Origin of the sequence: Paenibacillus sp. cl130 (genome assembly GCF_900116035.1) — a bacterium.
Lineage (GTDB): Bacteria > Bacillota > Bacilli > Paenibacillales > Paenibacillaceae > Paenibacillus > Paenibacillus polymyxa_B.
This window is the reverse complement of record NZ_FOYG01000003.1, coordinates 273,046-297,264: the sequence shown is the minus strand read 5'-3', so window position 1 is coordinate 297,264 and position 24,219 is coordinate 273,046. Positions and strand designations below refer to the sequence as shown.

General features: G+C 43.7%; 21 protein-coding genes. 5 read left to right on the top strand and 16 right to left on the bottom strand.

What is annotated here, in order from left to right:
• Positions 1–47: 47 nt before the first annotated feature.
• The 4 genes from BM358_RS10550 to BM358_RS10535 all read right to left on the bottom strand — a co-directional run bounded on the left by BM358_RS10550 (position 48) and on the right by BM358_RS10535 (position 3,990).
• Complete coding sequence (locus BM358_RS10550) at positions 48–458, bottom strand: MarR family winged helix-turn-helix transcriptional regulator (RefSeq protein ID WP_028541283.1); 411 nt, start codon at positions 456–458, stop codon at positions 48–50.
• Between the two features lie 562 nt (positions 459–1,020).
• Positions 1,021–1,248 carry a hypothetical protein gene (locus tag BM358_RS10545; RefSeq protein ID WP_226887813.1) on the bottom strand — a complete coding sequence of 76 codons (228 nt, stop codon included), beginning with the start codon at positions 1,246–1,248 and terminating at the stop codon, positions 1,021–1,023.
• Between the two features lie 8 nt (positions 1,249–1,256).
• Positions 1,257–2,480 carry a Ger(x)C family spore germination protein gene (locus BM358_RS10540; protein ID WP_028541284.1) on the bottom strand — a complete coding sequence of 408 codons (1,224 nt, stop codon included), beginning with the start codon at positions 2,478–2,480 and terminating at the stop codon, positions 1,257–1,259.
• Positions 2,461–3,990 (bottom strand): spore germination protein, encoded by a 1,530-nt coding sequence (locus BM358_RS10535; protein WP_028541285.1) that lies wholly within the window; start codon positions 3,988–3,990, stop codon positions 2,461–2,463. The genes BM358_RS10540 and BM358_RS10535 overlap by 20 nt, the downstream gene beginning before the upstream one ends.
• Before the next feature lie 178 nt (positions 3,991–4,168).
• Between BM358_RS10535 and BM358_RS10530 the strand changes: the two genes are divergently transcribed.
• On the top strand, positions 4,169–5,281 hold the full coding sequence (locus tag BM358_RS10530; RefSeq protein ID WP_023988609.1) for a GerAB/ArcD/ProY family transporter: 1,113 nt from the start codon (positions 4,169–4,171) through the stop codon (positions 5,279–5,281).
• 163 nt (positions 5,282–5,444) lie between these two features.
• On the opposite strand, the gene BM358_RS10525 is transcribed toward BM358_RS10530, so the two are convergent.
• From BM358_RS10525 to BM358_RS10510, 3 genes are all read right to left on the bottom strand, one after another.
• Positions 5,445–6,503, bottom strand: a complete 1,059-nt coding sequence (locus BM358_RS10525; protein ID WP_049828395.1) for an NADH:flavin oxidoreductase — start codon at positions 6,501–6,503, stop codon at positions 5,445–5,447.
• A 90-nt stretch (positions 6,504–6,593) separates the two neighbouring features.
• Positions 6,594–7,616 carry an NADH:flavin oxidoreductase/NADH oxidase gene (locus BM358_RS10520; protein WP_023988607.1) on the bottom strand — a complete coding sequence of 341 codons (1,023 nt, stop codon included), beginning with the start codon at positions 7,614–7,616 and terminating at the stop codon, positions 6,594–6,596.
• A 670-nt stretch (positions 7,617–8,286) separates the two neighbouring features.
• Complete coding sequence (locus BM358_RS10510; RefSeq protein WP_371263076.1) at positions 8,287–9,168, bottom strand: LysR family transcriptional regulator; 882 nt, start codon at positions 9,166–9,168, stop codon at positions 8,287–8,289.
• A 102-nt stretch (positions 9,169–9,270) separates the two neighbouring features.
• On the opposite strand from BM358_RS10510, the gene dapA reads away from it, so the two are divergent.
• Entirely contained in the window at positions 9,271–10,152 is an 882-nt protein-coding gene (gene dapA / locus BM358_RS10505) for a 4-hydroxy-tetrahydrodipicolinate synthase (protein WP_028541287.1), read from the top strand.
• Positions 10,153–10,474: 322 nt separating this feature from the next.
• Here dapA and BM358_RS26790 read toward each other — a convergent pair whose 3' ends face one another.
• The 5 genes from BM358_RS26790 to BM358_RS10490 all read right to left on the bottom strand — a co-directional run bounded on the left by BM358_RS26790 (position 10,475) and on the right by BM358_RS10490 (position 14,568).
• A complete protein-coding gene (locus BM358_RS26790; RefSeq protein ID WP_023988604.1) occupies positions 10,475–10,579 on the bottom strand; it encodes a DUF6254 family protein in 105 nt (34 codons plus the stop codon).
• Between the two features lie 539 nt (positions 10,580–11,118).
• On the bottom strand, positions 11,119–12,171 hold the full coding sequence (locus BM358_RS10500; RefSeq protein WP_028541288.1) for a glycosyl hydrolase: 1,053 nt from the start codon (positions 12,169–12,171) through the stop codon (positions 11,119–11,121).
• Positions 12,172–12,767: 596 nt separating this feature from the next.
• Positions 12,768–13,190: a cyclase family protein gene (locus BM358_RS10495; protein WP_250637742.1), complete on the bottom strand. Its 423-nt coding sequence runs from the start codon at positions 13,188–13,190 to the stop codon at positions 12,768–12,770.
• Positions 13,153–13,401: a cyclase family protein gene (locus BM358_RS26785; protein ID WP_023988601.1), complete on the bottom strand. Its 249-nt coding sequence runs from the start codon at positions 13,399–13,401 to the stop codon at positions 13,153–13,155. The genes BM358_RS10495 and BM358_RS26785 overlap by 38 nt, the downstream gene beginning before the upstream one ends.
• 252 nt (positions 13,402–13,653) lie before the next feature.
• Complete coding sequence (locus tag BM358_RS10490) at positions 13,654–14,568, bottom strand: arginase family protein (protein WP_023988600.1); 915 nt, start codon at positions 14,566–14,568, stop codon at positions 13,654–13,656.
• Between the two features lie 106 nt (positions 14,569–14,674).
• Here BM358_RS10490 and BM358_RS10485 point away from each other — a divergent pair, with 106 nt between their 5' ends.
• Positions 14,675–15,016: a winged helix-turn-helix transcriptional regulator gene (locus tag BM358_RS10485; protein WP_013310350.1), complete on the top strand. Its 342-nt coding sequence runs from the start codon at positions 14,675–14,677 to the stop codon at positions 15,014–15,016.
• 363 nt (positions 15,017–15,379) lie between these two features.
• Here BM358_RS10485 and BM358_RS10480 read toward each other — a convergent pair whose 3' ends face one another.
• The 3 genes from BM358_RS10480 to BM358_RS10470 all read right to left on the bottom strand — a co-directional run bounded on the left by BM358_RS10480 (position 15,380) and on the right by BM358_RS10470 (position 20,674).
• A complete protein-coding gene (locus BM358_RS10480; RefSeq protein WP_028541289.1) occupies positions 15,380–17,140 on the bottom strand; it encodes a glycoside hydrolase family 2 protein in 1,761 nt (586 codons plus the stop codon).
• A gap of 280 nt (positions 17,141–17,420) precedes the next feature.
• A complete protein-coding gene (locus BM358_RS10475; RefSeq protein WP_023988598.1) occupies positions 17,421–18,350 on the bottom strand; it encodes an ArsR/SmtB family transcription factor in 930 nt (309 codons plus the stop codon).
• 263 nt (positions 18,351–18,613) lie between these two features.
• Positions 18,614–20,674: a beta-galactosidase gene (locus tag BM358_RS10470; protein ID WP_028541290.1), complete on the bottom strand. Its 2,061-nt coding sequence runs from the start codon at positions 20,672–20,674 to the stop codon at positions 18,614–18,616.
• A 149-nt stretch (positions 20,675–20,823) separates the two neighbouring features.
• Between BM358_RS10470 and BM358_RS10465 the strand changes: the two genes are divergently transcribed.
• Complete coding sequence (locus BM358_RS10465) at positions 20,824–21,663, top strand: AraC family transcriptional regulator (RefSeq protein ID WP_049828396.1); 840 nt, start codon at positions 20,824–20,826, stop codon at positions 21,661–21,663.
• A gap of 171 nt (positions 21,664–21,834) precedes the next feature.
• On the opposite strand, the gene BM358_RS10460 is transcribed toward BM358_RS10465, so the two are convergent.
• On the bottom strand, positions 21,835–22,722 hold the full coding sequence (locus tag BM358_RS10460) for a LysR family transcriptional regulator (RefSeq protein ID WP_028541292.1): 888 nt from the start codon (positions 22,720–22,722) through the stop codon (positions 21,835–21,837).
• A 110-nt stretch (positions 22,723–22,832) separates the two neighbouring features.
• Here BM358_RS10460 and BM358_RS10455 point away from each other — a divergent pair, with 110 nt between their 5' ends.
• The gene (locus tag BM358_RS10455; RefSeq protein WP_028541293.1) at positions 22,833–24,218 is read left to right on the top strand and encodes an MFS transporter; all 1,386 of its coding nucleotides are present in this window, start codon (positions 22,833–22,835) and stop codon (positions 24,216–24,218) included.
• Position 24,219: the final 1 nt, after the last annotated feature.

Sequence of the window (24,219 nt, the reverse complement as noted above, 5' to 3'; positions counted from 1 at the left end):
TCTTTGATGCTTGGTGAAGTATGGTGCATCCTGCTCTGCATAGAAATTCAGCTTCTAGAGACAATAAGCTTAATGAGTCGGATCAGTTCTTTGGCATCTTCTTCGTCTAACTTTCGAAGAACATTCTCGGTCCATGCGATTCCTTCATTATGCCTATCAATCATAAATTGCTTACCTGAATCCGTAATGAATACAATTACCTTACGTTTGTCGCTGACATCAGTACGCCGTACAACTAGTCCTTTCTTCTCCAGGCTCTTCAGTGCCGTTGCTACCCGTCCCGTACTGACGGACAAGTATTCGCTCAAGTGGCCAGAGGTAACCCCGTCCTTATTGAAATTCAGACAAATGAGAATCCCCATTTCGCCACGTGAAAAGTGCCCTCGTTCCTCTAATGCCGGTTTCCGCGATTTGACGATATACTCGAATAGTTCTGTCGCTAATGCTTTATAATCCAATGGTCACAACACCTTCTCGCTAATACCTTATAGTATGAGATAATTAATCTTATAGTATAAGATAATAATAATGTCGGGTTATAAAGTCAATTAGAGAAAATATGGAATACAAAAAATCCTCCGTAACCAGCTTGTATTTTTACCAATTTTTCTACACAAAAGTCCAATGGAAATGACAAAAGAAAACTTGAGGAGCAGTTTGCAGCAGATATGGAGAAATCTCATGAATCTTGAAAAAGACCGCATCAGTACGGCTCAAATAATATTACTTGGGCTTTTCTCACTTATCGGGGATATGTAAGAGACTGCTTCTAAAAGTAAAGCAGCAGCTCACTAGGACTTGAAAAATAAAGTCTTAGACTGCTGCTGCTTTTACCAACATTCACTTCTACTATTAAAATCAAAGATACTACTACTATTTTTAAAAGCATTTCCTGATAGCAGCATTTCGCTGTTCAAGCAACCATCTCCCGCCACTCAACTGTGACCCATGATATCAACAAGATCAAACTATTAGGAACGGAGCGCTTTCCGAGGTACAAAAGGTGAATTTCCTTACAACCTAATAAAACCAGGATGTAAACAGATTGTTAACCGGTTTATAGATCATCATGACCAGAAGCAATGGGCTCGGCACATTGATTTTGTACAAGGAGCAGACCACTACACCAATGCCCGTGATCCAAAACAAGCCCCAGACCAGAAGGTCACGGCGCCTGCTTCCTCGTGTCAGCAAAGGCACATCGATGACCGCACAAACCGCTGCTGTTGCCAGAAAAAGCAGTAACACTATTGCGCTCACTCCTTGATATCTTCAATAAAAGATTTGTCTGTAATACCAATTCGGTTAATCGACACGCTGGCTTTGTAATGGATAGGTAGCGATTTTAGGTAATTGTCCCCTTTTTTCTGTTGTAGCCTAGCCCAAGCTTGGGGGTTGGCACGGTAGATCAACTGTCCAAAGCCCATAATATCCACATTATAGCGCTCATTAATTTGCTTAACTGCAGTTTTCATCCGCAAGATAATTCGTTCTTCCGATTTCCTTTCCAGCCCTGTAATCACGCGCTCTGCTTCCAGATTATCTTTGCTCATTACCTCTTCAACATTACACAAGGCCTTTACATGGATGTAAATATGTGGTTCACCGTCAATAATCTTGACTTTACGTTTGGTGTCTGTATGAAGTGCTTCAATGACGATGGGCCGTCCGTCGTCTCCTATTACAGAACCTGAGCTTTTGACAACGTTATTGGTGATATAATTGTAGCCAATCGTCTCGTTATCGCTTAACCACCCGATCATCTTATCCTTCCGAAATACGGCTATATTACTGTACTGTAATTTGGCTGTGGGCGAGCTATCTTCCACATTGCTCTTCTTTTCGCCCTCACTAACACTGCCGGACATCTTCACTCCGGTTAGCACCGGATTCTTCCCCTCGTACAACAAATCTTCAATAAATTGGTTCAAAGAAACAGCGACTGTTTTGCCCGATGTCTTATAAGATTTGTCCAGGGAATTATATAATTTACTTGCCGGCAATCTCTCTAGCGGGGTAAGGACCTTCAGAACATCTTCGGCAGTGGTGTCTTTGGCGACCATGGCATAGTAATCATTACGCGGCTCTCGGCTCCGCTTCATCATATCAAGTGCCTCGCTAATTCCTGCCCGGGCAAGCTCCTCTCCAATCACCAGTATACGGATATGTCCATAGTAGCCGGCTCTCGCACTTTCCAGACTGTACTTGCGCTGGGCTTCATAAATCGTTGGGACCGTAAAGGTAGATACAATCACTGGCACCCCGGCACCTCCCGTCCCTCCCGCCGCCTGCGAGGCAATTGCTGAAGGAATAACCACCTGCAGTGTAACCTTATAGCCAGATTCAGCCTTATCTAGCCCCATTCCCAGCACAAAGGCCATTTCATTTAACTCCTGTCTTTCCCAGCACCCGCTGAGCAGCATAGGGACCAAAAGGGTAAGCAGCAGTCGCGAAACAGTTTTACGGTTTTTTGGGCTCATCTGCCGACTCCTTTTGCTTGGTTGTGCTTTGACGGTCAAGATTTTGAATCATACTTTCTGCCGGCCTTGTCTTTAAACGCGGCCAGGTAAAGCGGAAGATGGAATCCTTCAGATCATTTGAACGGTATGGACCGATCGGACTCATATAGGGCATGCCAAAAGAACGCAGACTCGCCAAATGCAGCACGATTAAAAAGATACCGAATAGTATTCCGTATAGTCCAATAAAGCCAGCTAGTCCGATAAGAACAAAGCGAATGATTCTTGCAGCGATCGACATGCCCGTCTCTGGTATCACAAAACTGGATATGGCCGTAATGGATACAATGATAACCATTGCTGATGAGATAAAGCCCGCGGCAACCGCCGCCTGTCCTATTACAAGTGTTCCAACAATGGATATCGCCTGCCCTATATTTTTTGGAATCCTCACTCCCGCCTCCCGCAAAATCTCATACGTTAATTCCATGAGTACTGCCTCCACAAATGCAGGAAAAGGAACACTTTCTCTCTGTGCGGCAAGGCTGATAACCAGATTGGTAGGGATCATCTCCTGATGATAAGTCGTAACCGCCACATAAAATGAAGGCGCAAGCAACGTAATGAAAAAGGAAAGAAAACGGATGAACCGTAGCAAGGTGGCAATATCGGCCCGCTGATAATAATCTTCGGCAGATTGAAAAAAAGCGACAAAAAAGGTAGGCACCAACAGGACAAAGGGGGTTCCATCCACAAGAATCGCCACTTTGCCTTCCAGGATTCCCGCTGCGATAGTATCCGGCCGGTCGCTGTTATAGATCGTGGGGAACGGCGTAGCAGCCGTATCTTGAATAAACTCCTCAATATATCCGCTCTCCAGGATACTGTCCGTATCTATTTTGGCCAATCTGCGCTTCACCTCCTGCACCAGGTCAGGATTAGCGATGTTGGCGAGATACATAATGGATACACTGGTTTGAGTCACCTTACCAATTTGGAAGGTTTCTAGCCATAGCTGGCTATCTTTAATTTTCCTTCGAATCAGCGCCGTGTTTGTCCGCATATTTTCCGTGAACCCTTCCATCGGCCCACGTACAACTGATTGTGAGCTTGGTTCGCCTACATTGCGGTCCTCCCATCCAGGCAGTCCGATCCGTAGGGCGCTGGATGTTCCGTCAACCAGCACCATGATATTACCGGATAACAGCTCATGAACAAATTGCCCAAGGTCATGCGTGACGGATAGATCCCCCGCAATCAGCATACGTTTTCGCAAAAGCTCAATCTTCTGATTAGCATCAAGATCTCTCATTTGGTCAGGGGTACAACGTTCCTGAAGCGAAAATAATATGGAATTATGCAGAACCTGTGTATCCACAAGACCATCAATATAAAGCAAAGCGATATGCGTAGACTCATCCAATTCCAGCTTTTTAGTGATCAAATCGGTGCTTGTCCCGAGCAGTTGAACCAACTGCACCAAATTGTCCTCCAAGCGGTGTGATAATGTGCCAGTAATTGTATCCTTCATGTCACAACCTCCGCATTCCGTGAGCAAACTACAAATAGTATGACAGAAGAACTTGATAATTATCCCCTTAACATTCCTTTTCGACTATCAATTAATAATTATGTTATAAAATCACATACTAAAGGAAATGACAAAAGAAAACTTGAGGGGCAGTTTGCAGCAGATTTGGAGGAATCTCATGAATCTTGAAAAAGACCGGATCAGTACGGCTCAAATGATGTTACTTGGACTTTTCTCGCTAATCGGGGAAATGGCACTTGTGTATCCTGCAGCAATGGCAACCGGAGCCCACGAGGATGCGTGGATTGCCGCCTTGATTAGTATTCCGCTAGGACTTGCATGCGTAAAGCTGATGATATCTACATCAAATATTGATCCAACTAAAACGATTATTGAGCTTTCATTACAAGTATTAGGAAAATGGGTGGGTGGAGCTGTAGCGTTGAGTTATTTATTCTTTTTCCTGATTGCAGCCTCCACCTATATCAGAGAAATCGAAGATTTCATGTGCACACAGATTTACGAAGGGACACCCGGCGGGGTCATTCGCTTCATGGCGATTTTTCTGTTGGTGTATGGCTTGCGGCTGGGTCTTGAAACGCTGGGCAGAGCAGCCCAGATTTTTTTTCCTTTCTTTGCGTTTTTTCTGATTTGCCTAATCGTTCTCCTGTTCCCCGATGTCAAGATGGAGCGTATCCATCCTATTTTGAATACATCGTTTCCTGACATGCTGCACACCATTATGTTCGGTGTATTTTATCCCTTTGGAGAAATGTGCGTGTTCTTCATGGTGTATCCCTATGTCCAAAAACAAAGCAATACGAGCCGCAATATATTCATTTCTTTGTTGATCGGAGCTGTTGGACTCAACCTCATTTTGTTTCTCTCCCTAACAGTACTCGGGGCATATTTCTCAGAACACGAATTTTACGCTGCCTATATTCTTGCCCAGAGAATCAACATTGCTAATTTTTTGCAGCGGATTGAGGCTTTAATGGCCACCACGTGGATCATTAGCACCTATTTCAAAACAGCGCTTTTCTTTTACGCATTTGTTTTGGGGACAGCTCAGCTACTAAAGCTAAAATCCTATCGGCCATTGATCTTTCCAGTGGCATTTCTGATTTACGGACTGTCGCATCTGATTGCAAAAAATATTATTTTCTACGTCAAGGAGATCCCCGCCTACTGGGTAGATTGGGATTTCACCCATGCCATCGCTTTCCCGTTAATCCTGCTCGTTGTTTATCATATCAGGAAACGTATCAGTCACAACAACCAGCTAACGTAACTTTCGGGGCATATTCGGCAATCTTACGCACTTCTCCCTCCACAATTGCAAACCTTCTTCCATCTTCCATGCTCTCCGTGATCGCAGAGTTCATTCAATTAGACCTTTTGTAGAGTACCTTGATAGAGTACTTTACAGAAGGTCTAAAGGACGTACTTTTTTCTTAATCGACCAATTCAAAGTCCTTTATCGTGGCATTCGGTCTTAAAATCTTTTCCTGGTCAAATATAGCTAGCAGTTCATCATTTTTAACTTTGACAGGCCAATTATGATTAGCAAGAGCTCCTTTGCCCAAAGTAATAATATCGGCTGTACAATTTTCGACCATCTGACTTGCTTTAGATGGATCTTCCAGGTGTCCATTAGCCATCACTGTAATGTTTCCATACTTCTTGGCAAGCTCAGCAAGAGATTGTCTACTACTGTCTGGAAAGGCTGGTTGCCAAGCCTCATATTCCGTGACATGGATATAATCAAGCCCCGACTGTCCTAACTGTTGGAAAATCACTTTTGCCTCTTCTTCTTTACCAGCCCACTTATGCTCATAATCATTTACTTTCCCTTGGGAGATTCGAATCCCAACTATAAAGTTTTCTCCTACGGCTTGCCGAACTGCACTCGATACCTCAACCAATAAACGAACACGATTGCTGAGGGAACCTCCGTATTCATCCGTTCCCTGGTTTGTATAGTCCGTAAGAAACTCATCCAGTAAATAACCATTTGCACCGTGAATTTCTACGCCGTCAAATCCAGCTGATTTGGCACGAACAGCAGCATTCACAAATCCCTGAATTACGTTTTCAATATCTTTCTTCGTTGCTTCCACAGGCATCGAAAAAGCTCCTTCACCGCCATAAAACGCAAGTTGCTCTCCTTGTGGTTGCACTGCTGATGGAGCCAATATATTTGATTCGAATCGGTTACCTTGAGATAAAGCACCCGCGTGTTCTAACTGAACAATAATTGCTCCGCCAGCCTTATGAACAGCTTCCACCACCTTTTCCCACGATTTAGCCTGTTCGTCAGTGGCCATCCCGGGCTGGTTGAAGTAACACTGACTAAACAGCTCATCTGTATAGGTTCCCTCAACAATAATCAAACCAAATCCGCCATGTGCAAATGAAGCATAGTATTGTGCCATTTGATCCGTTGCAAAGCCTTCTGGAGAAGCACTCGTGCGTGTCATAGGTGCAACACCTAATCGATTTTTCAGCACTATTTTTTAGTTCTACAAAATTAAATCGTCCAATCTTCCGTCCCGAATTTTGCTGACCCAAGCAGGATCAACCAATAATGCATACAGTCGGTCTTAGAACCCTGTAGTATACTGTGTAGGGAATGCAGTTTCTTTTTTCAATTTTGATGCGGCTTCCAGTGACCAATAAGGATTTCTCAACATCCCTCTACCCACAGCAACCAGATCGGCCTCTTCATTTCCGATAACTGCATTCGCCAAAATTGGATCTTCTAGTCTTCCAACGGCCATCACCGGAATATCCAGAGCTTCTTTGATTTCTTTTGCCAAGGGGACTTGATACGCTGCGTGAGTTCCTGGTCTGCCCCATGCAGCTATAGGTCCCTCACCGCCAGATGAAATATCAAACATATCTACTCCTGCCTTTTGATATTCCTTGGCAAAAGCAATGCTTTCCTTAATACCATATCCACCTTCTACGTATTCTTTGGCAGAAATACGCATCAAGAGCGGCATATCTTCCGGCATCTCGCCCTTCGCTGCCTGAATGATCTCCCGACCAAAAAGGGTAAGGTCTTTACCGTATCTATCTTCCCGTTTGTTCGTAAGCGGCGAATGAAATTGATGAATCAAATAGCCATGTGCACCATGAATTTCAATGGTGTCGAATCCAGCCTTGACAGCGCGAGCTACAGCAGCACGAAATTTCTCAACTAGTCCTTTAACCTCTTCTGTTGTAAGCGCGCGAGGTTGTTTTGAATTTTCATCAAATGCAATGGCAGATGGCGCTACAGGAACTTCAGCATCTTCCGCCTTGCGTCCGGCATGCGCGATCTGGATTCCCACTTTGGCACCGTAGCTGTGACAAGCATCTACAATCCGTTTGAGAGCAGGAATCTGCTCATCTGACCATAAACCAAGATCAAAATCGGAGATACGACCATCCGGCTCTACATCTGTCATTTCAATCATGATAAAACCAGCTCCGCCTACCGCTCGGCTAACGTAGTGTATATAATGCCAATCTGTGGCGATCCCATCCTTTTTGTCAACCGAATATTGGCACATTGGAGGCATAACTACGCGATTTTTCAATTCCAAACCTTTAATTGTATAGGGACTAAATAAATCTTTCATGTGAGAAAGACTCCTCTCTGAGTTATATTATGAATACATCAATCAAATGCATGCACAAGCATATATATTAACATGTTTGTTTCATTTGTCAACTTTAGGTATGATTTCAAAACTTCAAAGTAAAATACGCCATTTACTCGTTGGTCCTCATCTTCAGATTTTTTGCAATGCATCAACAACTGAATCGTCACCAGTAATCAGATCAAAAGCTCGCTTGTATGTGTTCTTCTCATCTAAAGCTGCCACAATGGCACGGGCTACATCCTCACGAGGGATACTGCCATAGGTGATATTCTCCGCAGCAGCCTGCGCAATTAATTAATGTATCTGCACGGCCCAAATGGTCTATGGTGAAATTCACCAATGACTGAACTTCTGCATTGACATCTTGTTCTAATTAAATATTAAGTAACCGAATGGTTTTAGCACATTACCAAATTAAAAAAACATGCGCATGCATTTAATTTAGTGAAAAAATTACTTGCTGTCAAGTTTTGAATGCAAATATGGATTGCTTATTTTTCAAAAAAATACGTGGATGATTTGAATAAACTTTGCTTTCTCTTTTCATTCTAAGTTCTCATCCTCTTCGGCACGTTAAACTGTGAGCGCTTCTGGTATCCACTAGGAAGCGCTCGTACTGTATATTAATTTTGATGTGGAGGTAAATCTACATTCTCATGCTCTCCATAAAAAAGCTCAATGCATTGGACACCCACTTCTTGGGATGAAGAACAAGCTGAATTTCCAGCTTGAGCTCGGCATGCTCAAAGGGTAACACCTTTAGCTCTTCCCGTTCAATCTCCTCCAGCGCAGCCATTAGAGGTAGAATGGATATACCCTCTCCAGTTTTGATGCTCCGTTTGATCGCTTCGGGATTACCCAGCTCCAGGCTCACGCGATAGGTGATTCCATTTGCTCGAAGCACTCTCTCCAACAGTTGTCTGTAGTTGCACGTATGCTCGGGCATAATCCACTCCGCATCTACCAGATCATCCAGGCTGATTCGCTCTTTAGCGATAAGCGGATGGTTTGGATGGACAATCAGCACAAGCGGTTCTTCTCGAATCGTAATCCACTGCAAGGCTGGATTGCTTGAATCGTCCGCGAGGATCAGCCCGACATCGGCCTCCCCTTCCCTGACCTGGTGCAAAATCATCTCTTCGCGATCCGTATGCAATCGTATGTTCAGATCAGGGTATTCTTTGCGAGTCGCCTGCATATACGGCGGCAGAAAATACGAAGCGATGGAATCCATAGTACCGATCGTCATGGAGCCCCCGCCCTGCTTAGCCAATTTTTCTTTCGATTGCTCAAAAAGCTCCAGCATTTGTCCGGCAAGCTTGAATAGCTCTTCCCCGGCGGAGGTAAGACGAATCTTGTTGTTGCTGTAGCGCTCGAACAATTTGACTTGATACGTTTTCTCCAGCTTTTGAATCTGGGTCGTGACGCTGGATTGTGCGTAACCGAGCACTTCTGCTGCTCTTGTAAAGCTTTCACGAATGGCAACTTCCCGAAATGTTTGAAGATAAATGAAATCCAATCTGGCCACCCCATCGGAAATTTTGATTAGAATCATCGTTTATTATAGATAACTCTGATGCTGTCTCCTATGTTACATTAGATTTAATTCAACGGGAAGGGATAACTGATGATGATGAACGAACAACATATTCGTGGGATTTTCATACCGCTGATTACACCTTTTACACGTGACTATAAGTTGGACATCGATTCGTACCGGAAGTATGTTACCTATCTTGCAGGCCATGACATCCAGGGTCTGGTCGTTAACGGTACGACAGGAGAGTCGCCAACCGTATCCTGGGATGAAGTGAAGCAAATGGTACAGGTGACGCAGGATGTTCTGAAGAGCATGAACAAAACCATTCCGATCGTCATTGGCACGGGAACGAACGATACTTATTCAACGGTGCATCGGACGGAAATGGCGGCTGAATTAGGAGCGGATGCAGCCATGGTGGTCACTCCGTATTACAACCGGCCGACGCAGGAAGGAATCTTGGAGCATTTCCGTGTCGTATCTCGTGTAGGCCTGCCTGTGCTTGTATATGAGATTCCTGTTCGCACGGGCAGTCGCATGACAATAGATACAATACGCAAAGTGCTGGACCTGGATGGCGTAATTGGGCTCAAGGACAGCACGGGCGGTCTTGATCTGCTTTTAAAATTGACCCAGTACGAGACCAAGCCTGTCCTCTGCGGAGAGGATGCCTATTTCCATGCCATGCTATGCCAGGGAGCTGCCGGTGGTATGCTTGCATCCGCTCATCTCAATATCCAGGAGTATGTGGATATATACCAACGTTTTGTGGCTGGCGACATGAACGGGTCGCGAGACAGTTTCATGCTACTGGAACCGGTGATCCAGCATGTATTTGCAGAGCCAGCCCCGGCCGCGATCAAGTGGTGGCTTACCCAGAAAGAGATTATTGCCGCCGAGCAATTGCGTCTGCCACTTATGCCACTGTCGGATCAGGTGAAGCAGGGTCTCCTGAATTCAATCGTATCCTGATAAATCAGCTTATCTCAGACTACCCAATCATAACGTAGAAGAAGCATCTCCTGGACAGGAGATGCTTCAATTTTTAGCCGGAACTGACAACCTTCAGAAAAACGAATTTAAGAAGATACTCTCTATGGTAGAACGCTGTATCGGTGTTTTCATCCTAATGAGGTCCGCAATCTGAAAAGCTTACAAGCAATAGCTAGATGGTTGTTAGTAAATCCAGTTGCAGCATTAAGGGAATTCTTTATGTAAGCGAAATTATTGCAAAAAGAAGGCTGCCGGTGAATTTCACCGACAGTCCTTCTTCCAAGCAGTATACTCCTCACTCCTATTCGCTGGACAGCTCCTTGAGCGATTTGACTTTACCATGGGGATGCTGTTCTTGCTTTCGTGACTTCCAGGCTGCTTCTTTCCTTTTCTTCTGGTGAGCCATAACAGATATCCTCCTTTGGAAATTGTGATGTATACTACTTTCTTAAGTTGTCATTTCTCAGCTCTGTTCATTCATAAAACTAAATTCGTTGGATTTTTGTAATAATTCAGGGGTTCCAAACCGTTTCAAAGGAATAGCTGGGAGCATGGCTTCATGTATTCTGGGTTTGCTGGAGATTGCATTAATTGAGCAGACGGCGCTACTCAAGCGCTGCACTGGGAACAATTTTTAAAAAACAGCCGATTTCTCCTTAACATACTAGAAATCGGCCTTTGCCTTCCGAAAAGAGGATTTAGTACATATAATACAACACAAATAATTAGAAATATCGGTGATGCGCCCGAAAGATTGGAAGGTGTGTAAGAAGGCTACTTATCGGCTGAACCGCTAGTTTCCGAGAAATAGTTATGTAAGTGATATAAAAAATATTATCATGTTCATACATTAGCTGTTATTGTAACTCCCTAAAGGACATGTTTTTTAAGAGACTATGAAGAACTTGTATTCTTCATAGTCCTGTTTAATGAACTAATGATCAATTATTCAGCAAATGATGCAAGTGAACTGCCTTCCCACATTTCCCCCTTATTCAGTGTCCAACCATCATTATAAAGATTGTAGGCACCTTTATTAGCTGCGGGGCTCCATCCCTCATCCCAAGCTAAGAAATAAATGGTTTTCGGATATTTTTCTTTGATGGCATTGATAAATAAAGAATAATCCATACTACCATTGGTTGCCTGCGGACCGACTTCTGTGAAAGCAAAAGGCTTATCAAGAGCTGTTAACTCGTCATATCCTTGAATCGAATAAGGATCTGAGAAATAAGCGTCTAATCCAACAATATCAACATATGAAGATCCAGGGTAAAAGTCTGTCTTAAAGTTTCGGTTGGCGTCTGGTGCGTATACCCATATCAGGTTGTCCAATCCTCTTGTATCGGTCATATAATGATAGACTTTTTTATAAAGCTGTTGATATAAAGTGATACGTTCGCTATCCTCTTGGTTATAGTCGGTGAGTCCCCACCAGAACCATTCTCCATTCATTTCGTGAAGAGGTCTGAAAAGAACAGGAACACCTTCATCTTCTAACTGCTGAAGGCCATCGGCAATTTTGCTTAACATAGCGTCTAATCGCTGGCCCTCTTCAGTTGATGAGTCTAGGATTCTTTCATACTGACTGTTTGAGATTGGGGTTTTATAATTTCCAGAGTTAAACGCAGGGTTAGCCAGATGCATACTGATCTGAGGTATACCTCCGTTCTTCCAATGAGAGATTGAATCGGTGTTACAACTATAATCGATCGAATCGGCAATATTAGAAGTCTCCATCCATCCTCTTGAATAATCACAGCCATACACGGCAGGGGACTGTCCTGTTGCATTTTCAATTCGATTAGCTTCGGTCATAGAAAATGACGCATTTGTGTACCCGCCGAATGCTCCTGACACTACGCGATTTTCCGATGACAGATTAGCGAGCCAGTTCATCACTTCCTTGGTTGTGGCTTGTCCATTAGGATTCACCGTATGTGCAGATGCTGTCTGTGAGAAAGTCGAAGCGATTAACAGAATCCCCAATATTCTTATGTACCACCTCTTCTCTAAAGGAACGACTGGTCGATTTTTACCATCGTATTCATTTAATTGATTTCACTGTGATATTTCTCCCTATGACACTTCTGATTGCAAGCTACATTATTTTTCATTCTAGCGAGTTGATACCAACTCCTTATAAAAATTTGATTTTTACGAATAAAAGCACCTCAATTATATCGACCTCAAATGAATAGATTAAAATAGTTCTAAAAGAGTAAAAAATAGTTCTTATAACAACTATCATTCAACTTCACAAAGAATGTTAGAGATAAGAATATGCTTAAAGTAATATTTTCCTTTTCATTCTTATGAAAATATTCTTTTCAAATTATTGTTATTATGTGCTATATAGAAGACTTTATGCCCGCACATTTGACACGCCATGTTATAAAAATCAAAAGAAATAAATAGCGGCTAACCAACGTCTATCAAAATAAGTTGATTACATCTGAAGGCTTAGCGTAGATTTTCGCTAAAACAAAAAAGCCGCCAAAATGGCGACTTCTTATGCGTATATGTTGTTGTCTCTCCTTGCAGTGCTGAAGTCTGCACCTGTGTTCGATAAACCTATTGTTCCTCGTTAGCTTTTATTCTTCAACTTCAACAATGATGTTAACCATAGATGCATCGTGATTTTTAATGCGAAGTGGTGCTGTGAAAGCAGATAATATCTTTTTACCAATTAATGGTGCAGGGTTTATGTCTTCGTAAATGAGCATTGTCGGCTCTTCATATTTTTCATGGTCTAAGAAGGCATGGTGAACAAAATAGCCGTTTCTTTTGGCTTCTTCCAGATTTTCAATGCTCATGGTATCAATGGCCACAGCTTTGCAGTTCGGCAAATTTTTACGGATGAATTCCGCTGCTTTGGGAGAGACGGCTGGGAAATTATTAGCGTATTTCTCAAAATCCGTATCTCGGTGTTTCCAATAGCTTGTATTAAAGATGAGAATATCCGCTTCATGCAGCTCTTCATATTCCTGAAGCATTTCGATAGATGAATTCTTCAATCGGAACAGCATCTATTCCCTTACCGTTATTTAAATGATGCCACGGTGCATCGACATGGGTGCCGACATGAAGATACATACTTAACACACTTCCATTCCAGGCATCCCCTTTGTCCAAACGCTCTCTAGGCTCTAACTTCACTTCTGGCAATCCTGGATAAACAGGCATTCCTTCATATATTGGGTAACCGATTTCAACGTATTTTGACATACTAAGACGCTCCTGTAATTTTAGTTTTAAGAATCCATTATTATAGGGATATTCGCCTAATGTGTAGCTTCCGAAAAGTATAAGCGGAGTACAAACAGACAAACTGATAAAAAGACCATACCCCTACAGGTCAACTCCCTCATTTTAATTTATATTTTATATTCAATCGCCCTATCTTTCCTGAAATCGTACGACCACTTCTCCTTGATTGTCCTTTTAAGAAAGATAATATAAAAATAATAAACGATTATCCTAAGATATTAAAATAGGTATCTCTCCAAGCAGATTCTTTAAGTTAATAGAATCCCACGGCATATGCTCCGTTATACCTAATCCAACTACATCTGTTTCTTCAGATAGTTCTTTAATCAGATTAAGTAGCTGAGGCATTTGCATTGTTCCCGCAGGAGAAAAATTATAAGGTGCTTCAGGGTTGGCGAATAATAAAGAACGAAATGCTTTTGGGTCAAGCACATCTAAATCAAGGTGAATAGCTAGGTGCTTAATGCCACTTTCTTTAATCCACTCTCTTATAGATTCAGTACTATTCGTTAACTCTTTGGTTCCTGCAGTTTTAATTCCTAGTCTTTGAATCATTTCTGTGTCTGATTCTACAGGAGCTATATCTAGTCTTTGAAACGCTTCTGAAATGACTTCTGATTCTTGTTCTGTAGGAGCCGCTAATCCCGCGATAAAGACATTTTCAGGTTTTAGTGGGATTTTCACATGTTTTGCGAACTCCTCATCTCCTTCTCCCAAAAGATTTCCGAGCGGTAATGTATGTCCGTTATCATAGCCTACATATCTAACTAAATCACTGTGAGCATCGATCCAAATTAAACCTAATTTCCCACCGTATCGTTCGTTCAAATAGGCAAATGGAGCTTGTTCCACTAAGCAGTCACCGCCAAACATTACAATGCGATCTGGCTTATGAGCATCAATGATATGCTGAGCAGCCTCTAACTGTTCAAGTAGCTGTTTTCTCCCATTCATACCGTTTTCGTTTTCAAGCGGAGTACCCTTATAAGCTTGAACTGGAACATGAATAAGAGGTTGTTCATTATCCGGAGCTAGCCAAGCAAGCAGTTCGGCTCCAAAAGAGTAATTAGGATTGTTTCCCCCTTGCCATTGTGGCATTAACAGGCGTATTGTTTTTTTAGTCATGTTTTTCTCTCCTTTACTTCAAAAGTAAGGTTAGTATAAACTGAACACAAATAAAAACGTAGTACGCACTATTTTGATAGGTACTACCCGAAAGGATAGTGTAAACATGAGTATGGCTGAATTTAAAGGTAAAGTTAAAAATATTCAAGATACACCTTTTGGTTATACAGTTTCATTGATTGGTGGTAAATGGAAAATGGTTATTATTTATCTCCTAGCCGAAAACCGAACAGTTCGCTTTAATGATCTGAAAAGACAAATAGGGGCTATTACTTATAAAACATTGAGTTCACAACTAAAAGAATTGGAAGCGGATGGTCTGGTGAATCGAAAAGAATATCCTCAAGTCCCCCCTAAAGTCGAGTACAGTCTCACAGATAAAGCAGAAACGCTATTACCTGTTTTGGAAGGATTGTGTGAGTGGGGAACAAAAAACCAAAATAATTAAATCCAGTGTTCTACTAAAAATCCTGTATGCGAAAAGTTGTCCTGTTTTCCAACACTGCTATCCCAAGTTAAACTCTATGGTTAACAGCAGTGACACTTTGTTTATTTAGCTCTAAATACTGAAGATGCCGTATTCATATACTTCCCCTTATTCTCCAACCGAAGAGGAAAGGCGGCCTTCCATAATGGCTCTGATTTGTTCGGTCGGCATCTTCAGGTGTCTATCGTGCGTCAGCAGAACGTTGATTCCCTGTTCCACGTCCGTCAGCTGTGTGTAACAAAAACCTTGTACGACAGGGAATGCAGCAATGACTGGACATCAGCATGCAGCCGTTCTAGAAATTCTATTATCTTAATTATCGCTTCAAGCCAGATTTATCTCCCGAATCACTTCAAGCGGAACCTTCGGTTTTCGGTCTTCCGTCAACAATCCGTTGACTTCCTGCTGTACATCGGTTACCTGTGTATAGCAATAGCCCGAGAGATAGGGGGTCGCTTTAATTGCTCCGGTGACTGCACGGAAACGTTCGATAAAAGCTTCGACTGAATTCACCTGGTTTCCGTATCCCCAGCCCATGTCCGTCTGGAAGGCAATGCCGCCGAATTCGCTTATGATAATTGGTTGTCCCCGGTAGGCATATCCTTCTGCAAAGGCATATTTCCAATTGTTAAAGGAGATGCTGTTGTTTACAATGCTTTCCTTGTCCTGATATCGTTCCAAAAACTCTTCGCCCGTCTCCACATAATCATGAAGGGTTAAAATATCCGAGACTGTATGCTCCCATCCGTCATTGGTAATCACCGGACGATACGGATCAATCGTCTTCGTCAGATGATAGATGGTTTGCGTGAACTGTTGCTGCCTTACATCATGTCCAATGGTCGATATGCCCCACGATTCATTGAACGGGACCCAAGTTATGATGCTCGGATGATTGTACTGCTGCGGCACGATTTCCAGCCATTCCTTCGTAAAACGGCTAACCGCCTGATCATTGAACTCAAAGGTCGCCGCCATTTCCGACCAGACGAGCATGCCTTTCACATCACACCAATATAAAAAGCGAGGGTCTTCCAACTTCATATGTTTACGAACCCCGTTATATCCCATCGCGGCTATTTTATCGATATCTTCGATAAGAGCTTCTTCAGACGGCGGAGTCAGATGTGTTTCCGGCCAGTAGCCCTGATCCAGAATCAGCCGCTGGTAAAGAGGACCATTATTCAATAGAACCTGTCCGTTTTCAATCGATATTTTCCGCATGCCAAAATAAGAATACACCCTGTCGCACTCTTTCTCATCCTCATACAGAATAAACTCTACATCGAACAAGTTTGGCGATTCCGGTGACCACAAACACTGCTTCCATGGACCACCGGCTTCATGAAATACATGGACCTCTACCGTTATCCAGGGCCTGTCGGCAGATAGGCTGACCTTTTTCACATGCTGTCCTTTCAGCGTAATCCGTGTCTCTAGGCGTAAATTATCTTTACCCTTGATACCCATGAGCTGAAAGTCAAAGCGGATCATATGACGGTCGATATCCGGTGTTATCTTGACCTCATTGATTCTTATCTCATTCACATATTCAATCCACACACTTTTCCAGATTCCGGTGCTCTGTACATAAAAGCATTCAAAGTTTTGATCCACCCAACGCTGCTTTCCCCGGGGCTGCGTGCAGCTCTGACTATCCTCCACTTTAAGCACGATGCTATTCTCCGAGTCGTAAGTGATATAGGGTGTGATGTCGAAAGAAAACGCAGCATAACCTCCTTCATGCTCACCAGCCATAAATCCGTTCACCCAGCATTTCGCTTTATAATCTACACCCTGAAAATGTAGAATTGTCCTTTTCGCTATTGCCTCCTGCGGGACCTTCACGCTCCTGCAGTACCAGACCACCGGATGGAAGGTCTCGACTCTGATCCCGCTTGCCTTGGTTTCATAAGTAAAAGGTACGAGGATTTTGGCTCCCTTCGGAAAATGATGATACCATTGCTCGCTTTCACCCACTTTGCCGTCGTCGAAGGCGAAATCCCACACCCCATTCAAATCCAGCCACTCTTTACGTACAAATTGCGGCCTTGGATAATTTTTGATATAAGCGTTTGTAGTCATACAGTTTCCACCTATCCTTTGATATATAATTAGTCACCTTAGCCTGATGACTTTACAGTGCATTGCTATCATCTGTAGGTCCGATCGTCATCCTTTACCTCCGCTTCGAAATACAAACAATAAAATCGATTTGTTACACTATTATTGTATCTTTAGGGGATTATATAGTGATGCATTTTTAATGTCAACGCTTTCAAGTTAATTTTATGTAACTAATAAACTGAATAAGGCTTTAGCTACAGAGCACCTGCAACTAAAGCCTATCCATTTCACCAATATCTCAATCCATGACATAATTCACAGTCATTTTGATATTCTGATCATAATCTCCAAATTGCTTTCCGAACAGGTTGAGCCCACCTTGATGCACCGCATCTGGCTTAATTCCGATCCGCAAACGCAATTTGTGGCTGTTTTGCAGGTTGAGCTGATCCAGTGTAACCGAGGAAACCTTCTCCATATCCAGCGCAGTCTTCTCTTTATCTACTCGCCAGGTCTTGAGCAACCCATACTGGGTAGACCACTCATACCACCAGGCAGGATTCAGCTTGCCGCGCCTGTCTCCAAAATCACCGGGACACGTCCACATGCCAATCTCCACGCCATTAACCCACAAGGAAATATCAGAAGGCCAATTGTTGTCATAGTTTGGTGCTTCAGAACACATTTCCATCGATAGCTCAAGCGATTCTATTCGCGCTCCTGCCGGTATTTCGAGCGGCATTAAATACTCGACATAGCCCTTGCGGAACCATATCATCTGGGCTCCGATATGCTTCGGGTGGAAAAAACTCGCCGGTTCGTCCTCGCGTATGATCATCCCGTCTGCATTGGCCATACCGCACGTCGGTGAAACCTCACAATCGCTATAATGACCGATCGGCATGTCCACTTCGTAGATCTGTACATCCCCTTTGGGTACTGCTTTTTCAAGATTTAGCGCAATATGAATGTCATCATAATTGCGGCTGCACATCTTCATCGCGCCGCGAGAGGCAGGCAGCAGCTCTGTATTAATCAGTCTAGCAGCCTCCAGAACCTTGATATTGTTGGCTACCGTAGACACCGGAAGTTGAAGAGCTTCCGCTATTTCTACAATATTAAGGTTTTTAGAAATCAAGAGGCGGAGAATATCAACTCGGGAACGGGTGGATAAAGCATGCGTAACCGTTACCAGCTTGTCCGGATCATCAAAACTAAGCTCAAGCATTGCATCACCCATCTCAATTTACTGTGATTATATTACAATAAGTTTACTTGTATGCTTTGAAACAGTCAATAATATTGTATTAAATTATTAATTTTGTATTAAATACCGATCATGTCCGATTTCTCTGGTTCAAGAACCCATAGGAAAGACAGCGATTTTTGAGCGGAACCCTGTATACAAATGCAACACGTTATTCCTTTGCTTTATGCAATAAAAAGCCGCTGATCTTCGGATTAAGATCAGCGGCTGATGCTCTCTTCATTTTAAACTTTCTTTAATACCCATACTCCATACGGTTCCAATGGTACGGTACCAGTAAGCCTCCTACCGGAAAGGAGTTCCTCCGTCTCAACACTCAGTTTAACCTGAGCCGTTTCTCCGCTGTAATTCAGTAGAAATACCAGCTCTTCTTGTACATCCGCACGAATAGCGACTTCTACCGTCGAAGGAGCTTTGCACCACCCCGCAAGCGGAGATGTCACCGGCAGCTGTCTTAGGAGCTCAGCCGCTAATGCTAGGTCAAAAGCTGCACCCCAATAGTAGACCAGTCCCTTGCCGACACGGTTGAGGGTCAAGGCCGGTTTCCCTTCATAGTAGCTTGATGCGTACTCTGCGAGTACTTCTACCGTATCAGCATGAACATTCAATATATCGTTGAAGCCTGGAGCCCAAAAATCAAGAGCTTGATCCTTAAATCGCACCGATACAGGTGATGCCGTCCCATTTATCATCGTAAAGTCCTCTACGTGGACGCCGCTCATTGCGGCTGCAGGGCCTGGGAGTGGCTGCATGCGGCAGTGACCGAACTCGTTCTTATAACCGGTGCGGCAGCCGAAGATCAGGATGCCCCCATCCTCTACATATTTCTGTAACATAGCTGCCGTACTGTCTCGTAGGATCGCCGGATGCGTGTATACCAGCACCTTGTAATTGGCCAGTTCCCGCAGCTGTTCTGATTCCATACCCGGACGGATTGTAACCATATCCGAAGGTATATGTCCATACTGCAGTGCCTTGTACCAGCCGAGCTCACTTTGCTTTGTCAAGGGACCATACCATTTATCCAACTCGCCATCCCACTCGTTATCATAGTCACGAAGTAGAGCAACCTCTGCCACGTAACGTTTGCCAAGAATCCGCCCTCCAACCTTTTGCAGCTCCTTTCCGACGCGGCCTGCTTCTGCGACCCGACGATTCGGCTGATTGTGATAATCATTAATTCCATGCCAGTACATTTCCGTACCAAACGTTGCCGTTCTCCAGCGGAAATACAAAATCATGTCTGCCCCGTGAGCAATGCTTTGGTAGGTCCACAATCGCATCTGCCCCGGGCGCGGAGATGGCATCTCCATCCTGTTCACCCATCCTCCTGGACCGGATTGCTGCTCCATCACGCAGAAATTTGGTGACATCCCTCTGACGTTACTTAAAGTAAGCCCCCACTTGCGATCCAGCAATGGCTTCTCCCCTTGGTCCGGATAAATGGTACTGAATTGAGGGTAAGAATCGTACGAGAAAAAATCAAGCAGTTGATCCGTCATTTTATGGCTATCCAAATGCCCGAATACACCGTTGGTTGTCACCCACTGATTAGGCGCCACTGACCGAATTATGTCCACTTGTAGCTTGGCAAACGAAATGGTGTTATCGGATATAAATCGCTTCTCGTCCAAAGCCTGATGAGGATTCGTTGACCCGGATACGGTCGGACGAGTTAGATGGACCTGATTCCAGCTGTCGTAAGTTTGATTCCAAAATACAGCCCCCCAGGCCTTGTTGAGTTGCTCCAACGTACCGTATTTTGCCTCTAGCCAGCGCCGGAAAGCCTGATGATCTGCCTCGGCATAGAAGACGTTTATCTCGCAGTTCAGCTCATTATCAATTTGCCACCCAATGATGGCCGGATGATCTTTGTAATGTTGTGCCATCTCTCTTGTAATACGTGCGCAAAGCTCCAAATAAACGGGACTGCTGTAGTTATAATGCCGACGCTGACCGTGTTGGAACGTGACCCCTTCCATGGATACGTTCAGCACCTCGGGATACTTATAAGTAAGCCATGCCGGTGGCGTAGCTGTTGGTGTGCCCATGATCACTTGAATCCCGTTCGCGTCTGCCTGCTCCAAGAAACGGTCAAACAGCGTGAATTCGAACTTTCCTTCCTCCGGCTCGAAGATCGACCAAGCAAATTCTCCAATCCGAATGATGCTGAAGCCCAGTTCCTTCATTCTTATGAGATCGTCCGACCACAACGATTCGTCCCAGTGTTCAGGATAATAACAAGCTCCTAAATGAAAGCGATCTAAAGATAAGGATTTCGGCATGCTCCAATTCTCCTTCAGTAGAAGTGATAGTACAAAAATGTGATTCTCTGATAATCGTATCTATTGTAATATAAGAATAAAAGGATTAGAATAACTCGATTTTGCTAATTGAATTACTTTTTTGCTAACTTACTCAAGGAGATGGATACATGATTAAAATAGATTGTTATCTTCCTTCACCCATTCTAAAAGGTATACTGTTTCCCGAATCGTTAGGGCATTACAAGAACTTCCCCACTCATGGGGAGCGAAGGAATGCAGGATTACTGAAAGATTACAATTTACATATCATTTTTGCAGGCAAAGGCGCTATTGTGCATGATGGGAAGGAAATCGAGCTTACCCCTGGCATGGGCTTTCTTTTCGACAAGCATACGACGCAGCAATATCGAACAAAACCCGAGGATCCCTGGGATGTTCGATGGATTCATTTCGACGGGCAGGACGTAGATTCGCTATTACAAGGTCGAAGCATTCACGAACCGTATCTGTTCTCGCTCCACCGACCAGAACGTTTAAAGCCACTGATGGAAGAAATGCTGCAACTTGCCCAAACTTACCGTCACGACTATGATGTACGGATCTCTTCCCTGCTTTATGAAGTTCTTCTGGAGATCGTCCACCATTCCCACCAAATTTTCGGCACCTCTCCCGGCGGCACCGTCCATGAGAGGATTCGTCATACGGCGGAATATATTCGTATGCATTGTCGGAACATGCTCGATTTGAAGACAATGGCTGCGACGTCAGGTTATAGCTCCTTTCATTTTAGCCGGCTCTTCCATCAGATCATGGGCAGCACCCCAGCTCAATATTTGCTCCAATGCCGAATAACGCTGGCCAAACATCTCCTTGTATCCACGGCACTCACTGTAAAGCAGATTGCACTGGAAACTGGCTTTCATCAAAGCAGCTATTTTATCAAGAGATTTCGGGAGCATACAGGCATCACACCGGAGCAGTTTCGCCAGCTGAGAAGGATGGGTTAGTACAATCTAAAAAACTCCTTCAATAGCTGGGCATGTGTGTATGGCAGCGTACAAATCGAAATTACAAATTTTGCAGTTGAATAAAAGAATAAGCGGCCGCTTAGGACGTTTGGTTAACATGTCCTACGCTACCGCTTCTGTTAATGTTTTTTATTTCGCTTATATATGGGATTATATTGTCTGTTTGGATATTGCTCCGAAATATTCTACAACTACCTCACGGAATTCCAGAGCAGCCCGCGAAATATACCGACTCCTGTGCCATAATAAAGCGATCTCCCGTACCAATTCGTGATTTTCTACTTGAAGATATTTAAGATGTTCCCGTGAGTTTCTTGCCGTGCTTGGTATGAAGGCTATGCCAATTTCAGCTTCCACAAGCGTACTAAGCCTTGCAGGTTCATCCCCCTCATACACATATTTAGGTACAAATCCTTCCGATTTGCATACAGAGTCCACTAAATCGCGAGTACCGTAGCCACTCTTTACACCAACAAACCATTCATCCCTTAGATCTGTCAATGTTACACTGCTTCGATCTGCCAGCCGATGCCCCTTTGGAACAGCTACAAGGATTGGGTCGATAAACACGATCTGGCATTCGATGTTATCCCCCTCTATTGGAGGTGAGGACAAGCAAAAATCGACCTCACCTCTATGAAGAAGCGTTACCATTTCCTGTGTGGTCAGCATTTGCACATGAAACTGAATATAGGGTCGCTTTTTCCGAAACTCTCGCAGGATATTGGGTAATGTGCTTGCGGTGGTCACCGCCAATTCGAGAGTGCCATATTCCGGGCTGGATAAATCGCTAAGCTCCTGCTTCCCCTGCTCCAATTCAAATAAAGCCCTCTCTGCGCGGTGAAGGAATCTGCTTCCGAACTCATTTAATCGCAGTTTCCTTCCTGTTCGATCGAAGAGAGGAACCCCCAGATCTTCCTCCAGACGCTGAATCGTTTTGCTCAGCGACGATTGAGTAACGTGTAGACTTCGTGCAGCCTCGGTCACATGTTCCAAACGAGCTACCGTCAGAAAATATTGCAGTTGAAGAAGTTCCATTATGCCCTCCATTCATTCCCTCAAGTCAATGAGATTATAACATCAAATGCGTTGGAATAAATAATCGATTTCAAGTACGATGACATTAATTCGCTATGGGGGGACCAGAAATGAGCGTTCGCAGCTGGTGGTTAATGATTTCGGTTGGTCTAGGGATACTATTGAACCCATTAAATTCTTCGATGGTTTCTGTTGCTATTCCAAGTCTACAAAATGTGTTCCATCTTGACTTTACAGGTGTTTCCTGGATTATTTTTTCTTTCTACATTGCAAGTAGCATCGCTCAACCTGTCATGGGAAAAGCGAGCGATTTATTCGGTCGTAGGAAAATATTTCTTACCGGGCTTGTTGTAGCCTTCATTGCATCATTATTAGCTCCATTATCACCAAATTTCGGGTGGCTCATCATGTTCCGCATTGTGCAATCCATCGGAACAAGCATGATGGTTGGAGTTGGAATGGCTATTGTTCGAATTCATATTACAGAGAAACAAGCAACTGCGTTGTCTGTTTTGTCCATATTCCTATCTGGAGCAGCAGCAATTGGCCCCTTTATTGGCGGGGTCTTGATTCATTGGTGGAATTGGCCTGCTATCTTTTTCATCAATATTCCGTTTGTGGTGGCCAGCTTTGTATTGGCTTGGAGGAATATTCCTAAGGACGAACTGCCAACATCCGTAGCACGCAACATGTCTTTTCGTAAATGGTTTGATTTGATTGATGCAACAGGGATTCTGCTCTTCACATTGGGTCTGGTTGCCCTGCTAGTTGGGTTACTCTCGGCAAAATCATCTGGGCATATCTCATTAGGAAATGTCATTGTCGGGCTGATAGGCTTCGTTGCGCTGGGGGCATTCGTACGACATGAGTTAAAAGCGACATCACCCTTTATTCCTTTACGCACATTCGCCAGTTACCCTGCGATGATTTGGATTAATGTCGAATTCATGCTCGTTAACGTACTATATTACTCGCTCTTTTTCGGGCTTCCGTCCTACTTGCAAATGGTACGTCATGTCAGCGAGTTCCAAACAGGCATTCTCATGCTAAGCTTAGGCTTGTGCTCGCTAATTACTTCTCCATTTGCAGGACAATGGATTGATAAATCAGGACCCAGACCGGCATTGCTGGTGTCCGCAATTCTGATGACATTGGGGTCAGTGTGGCTCGTGACATTGAATCCAACTTCACCGGTTATCAGCGTGTGTTTGGCTTTAGCTGCATTCGGTATTAGCAACGGTTTGAACAATGTAGGTATGCAAGCAGCCCTGTTCCAAAGTTCTCCAAAAGAAATAATCGGTGTAGCATCCGGATTATTTAACACATCAAGATATCTGGGAACCATTATCTCTTCATTATTGATAGCTATTGTTATGGGAGGTACGTTTAGCTTCAAGGGATTTCAAATGCTTGGGATCATCCTCACGGTAATTGCATTGTCTTTGGTATTCATAAGTCGGCGGCACCAGAAGCCAGCGCAATTGCATGAGTCATAGG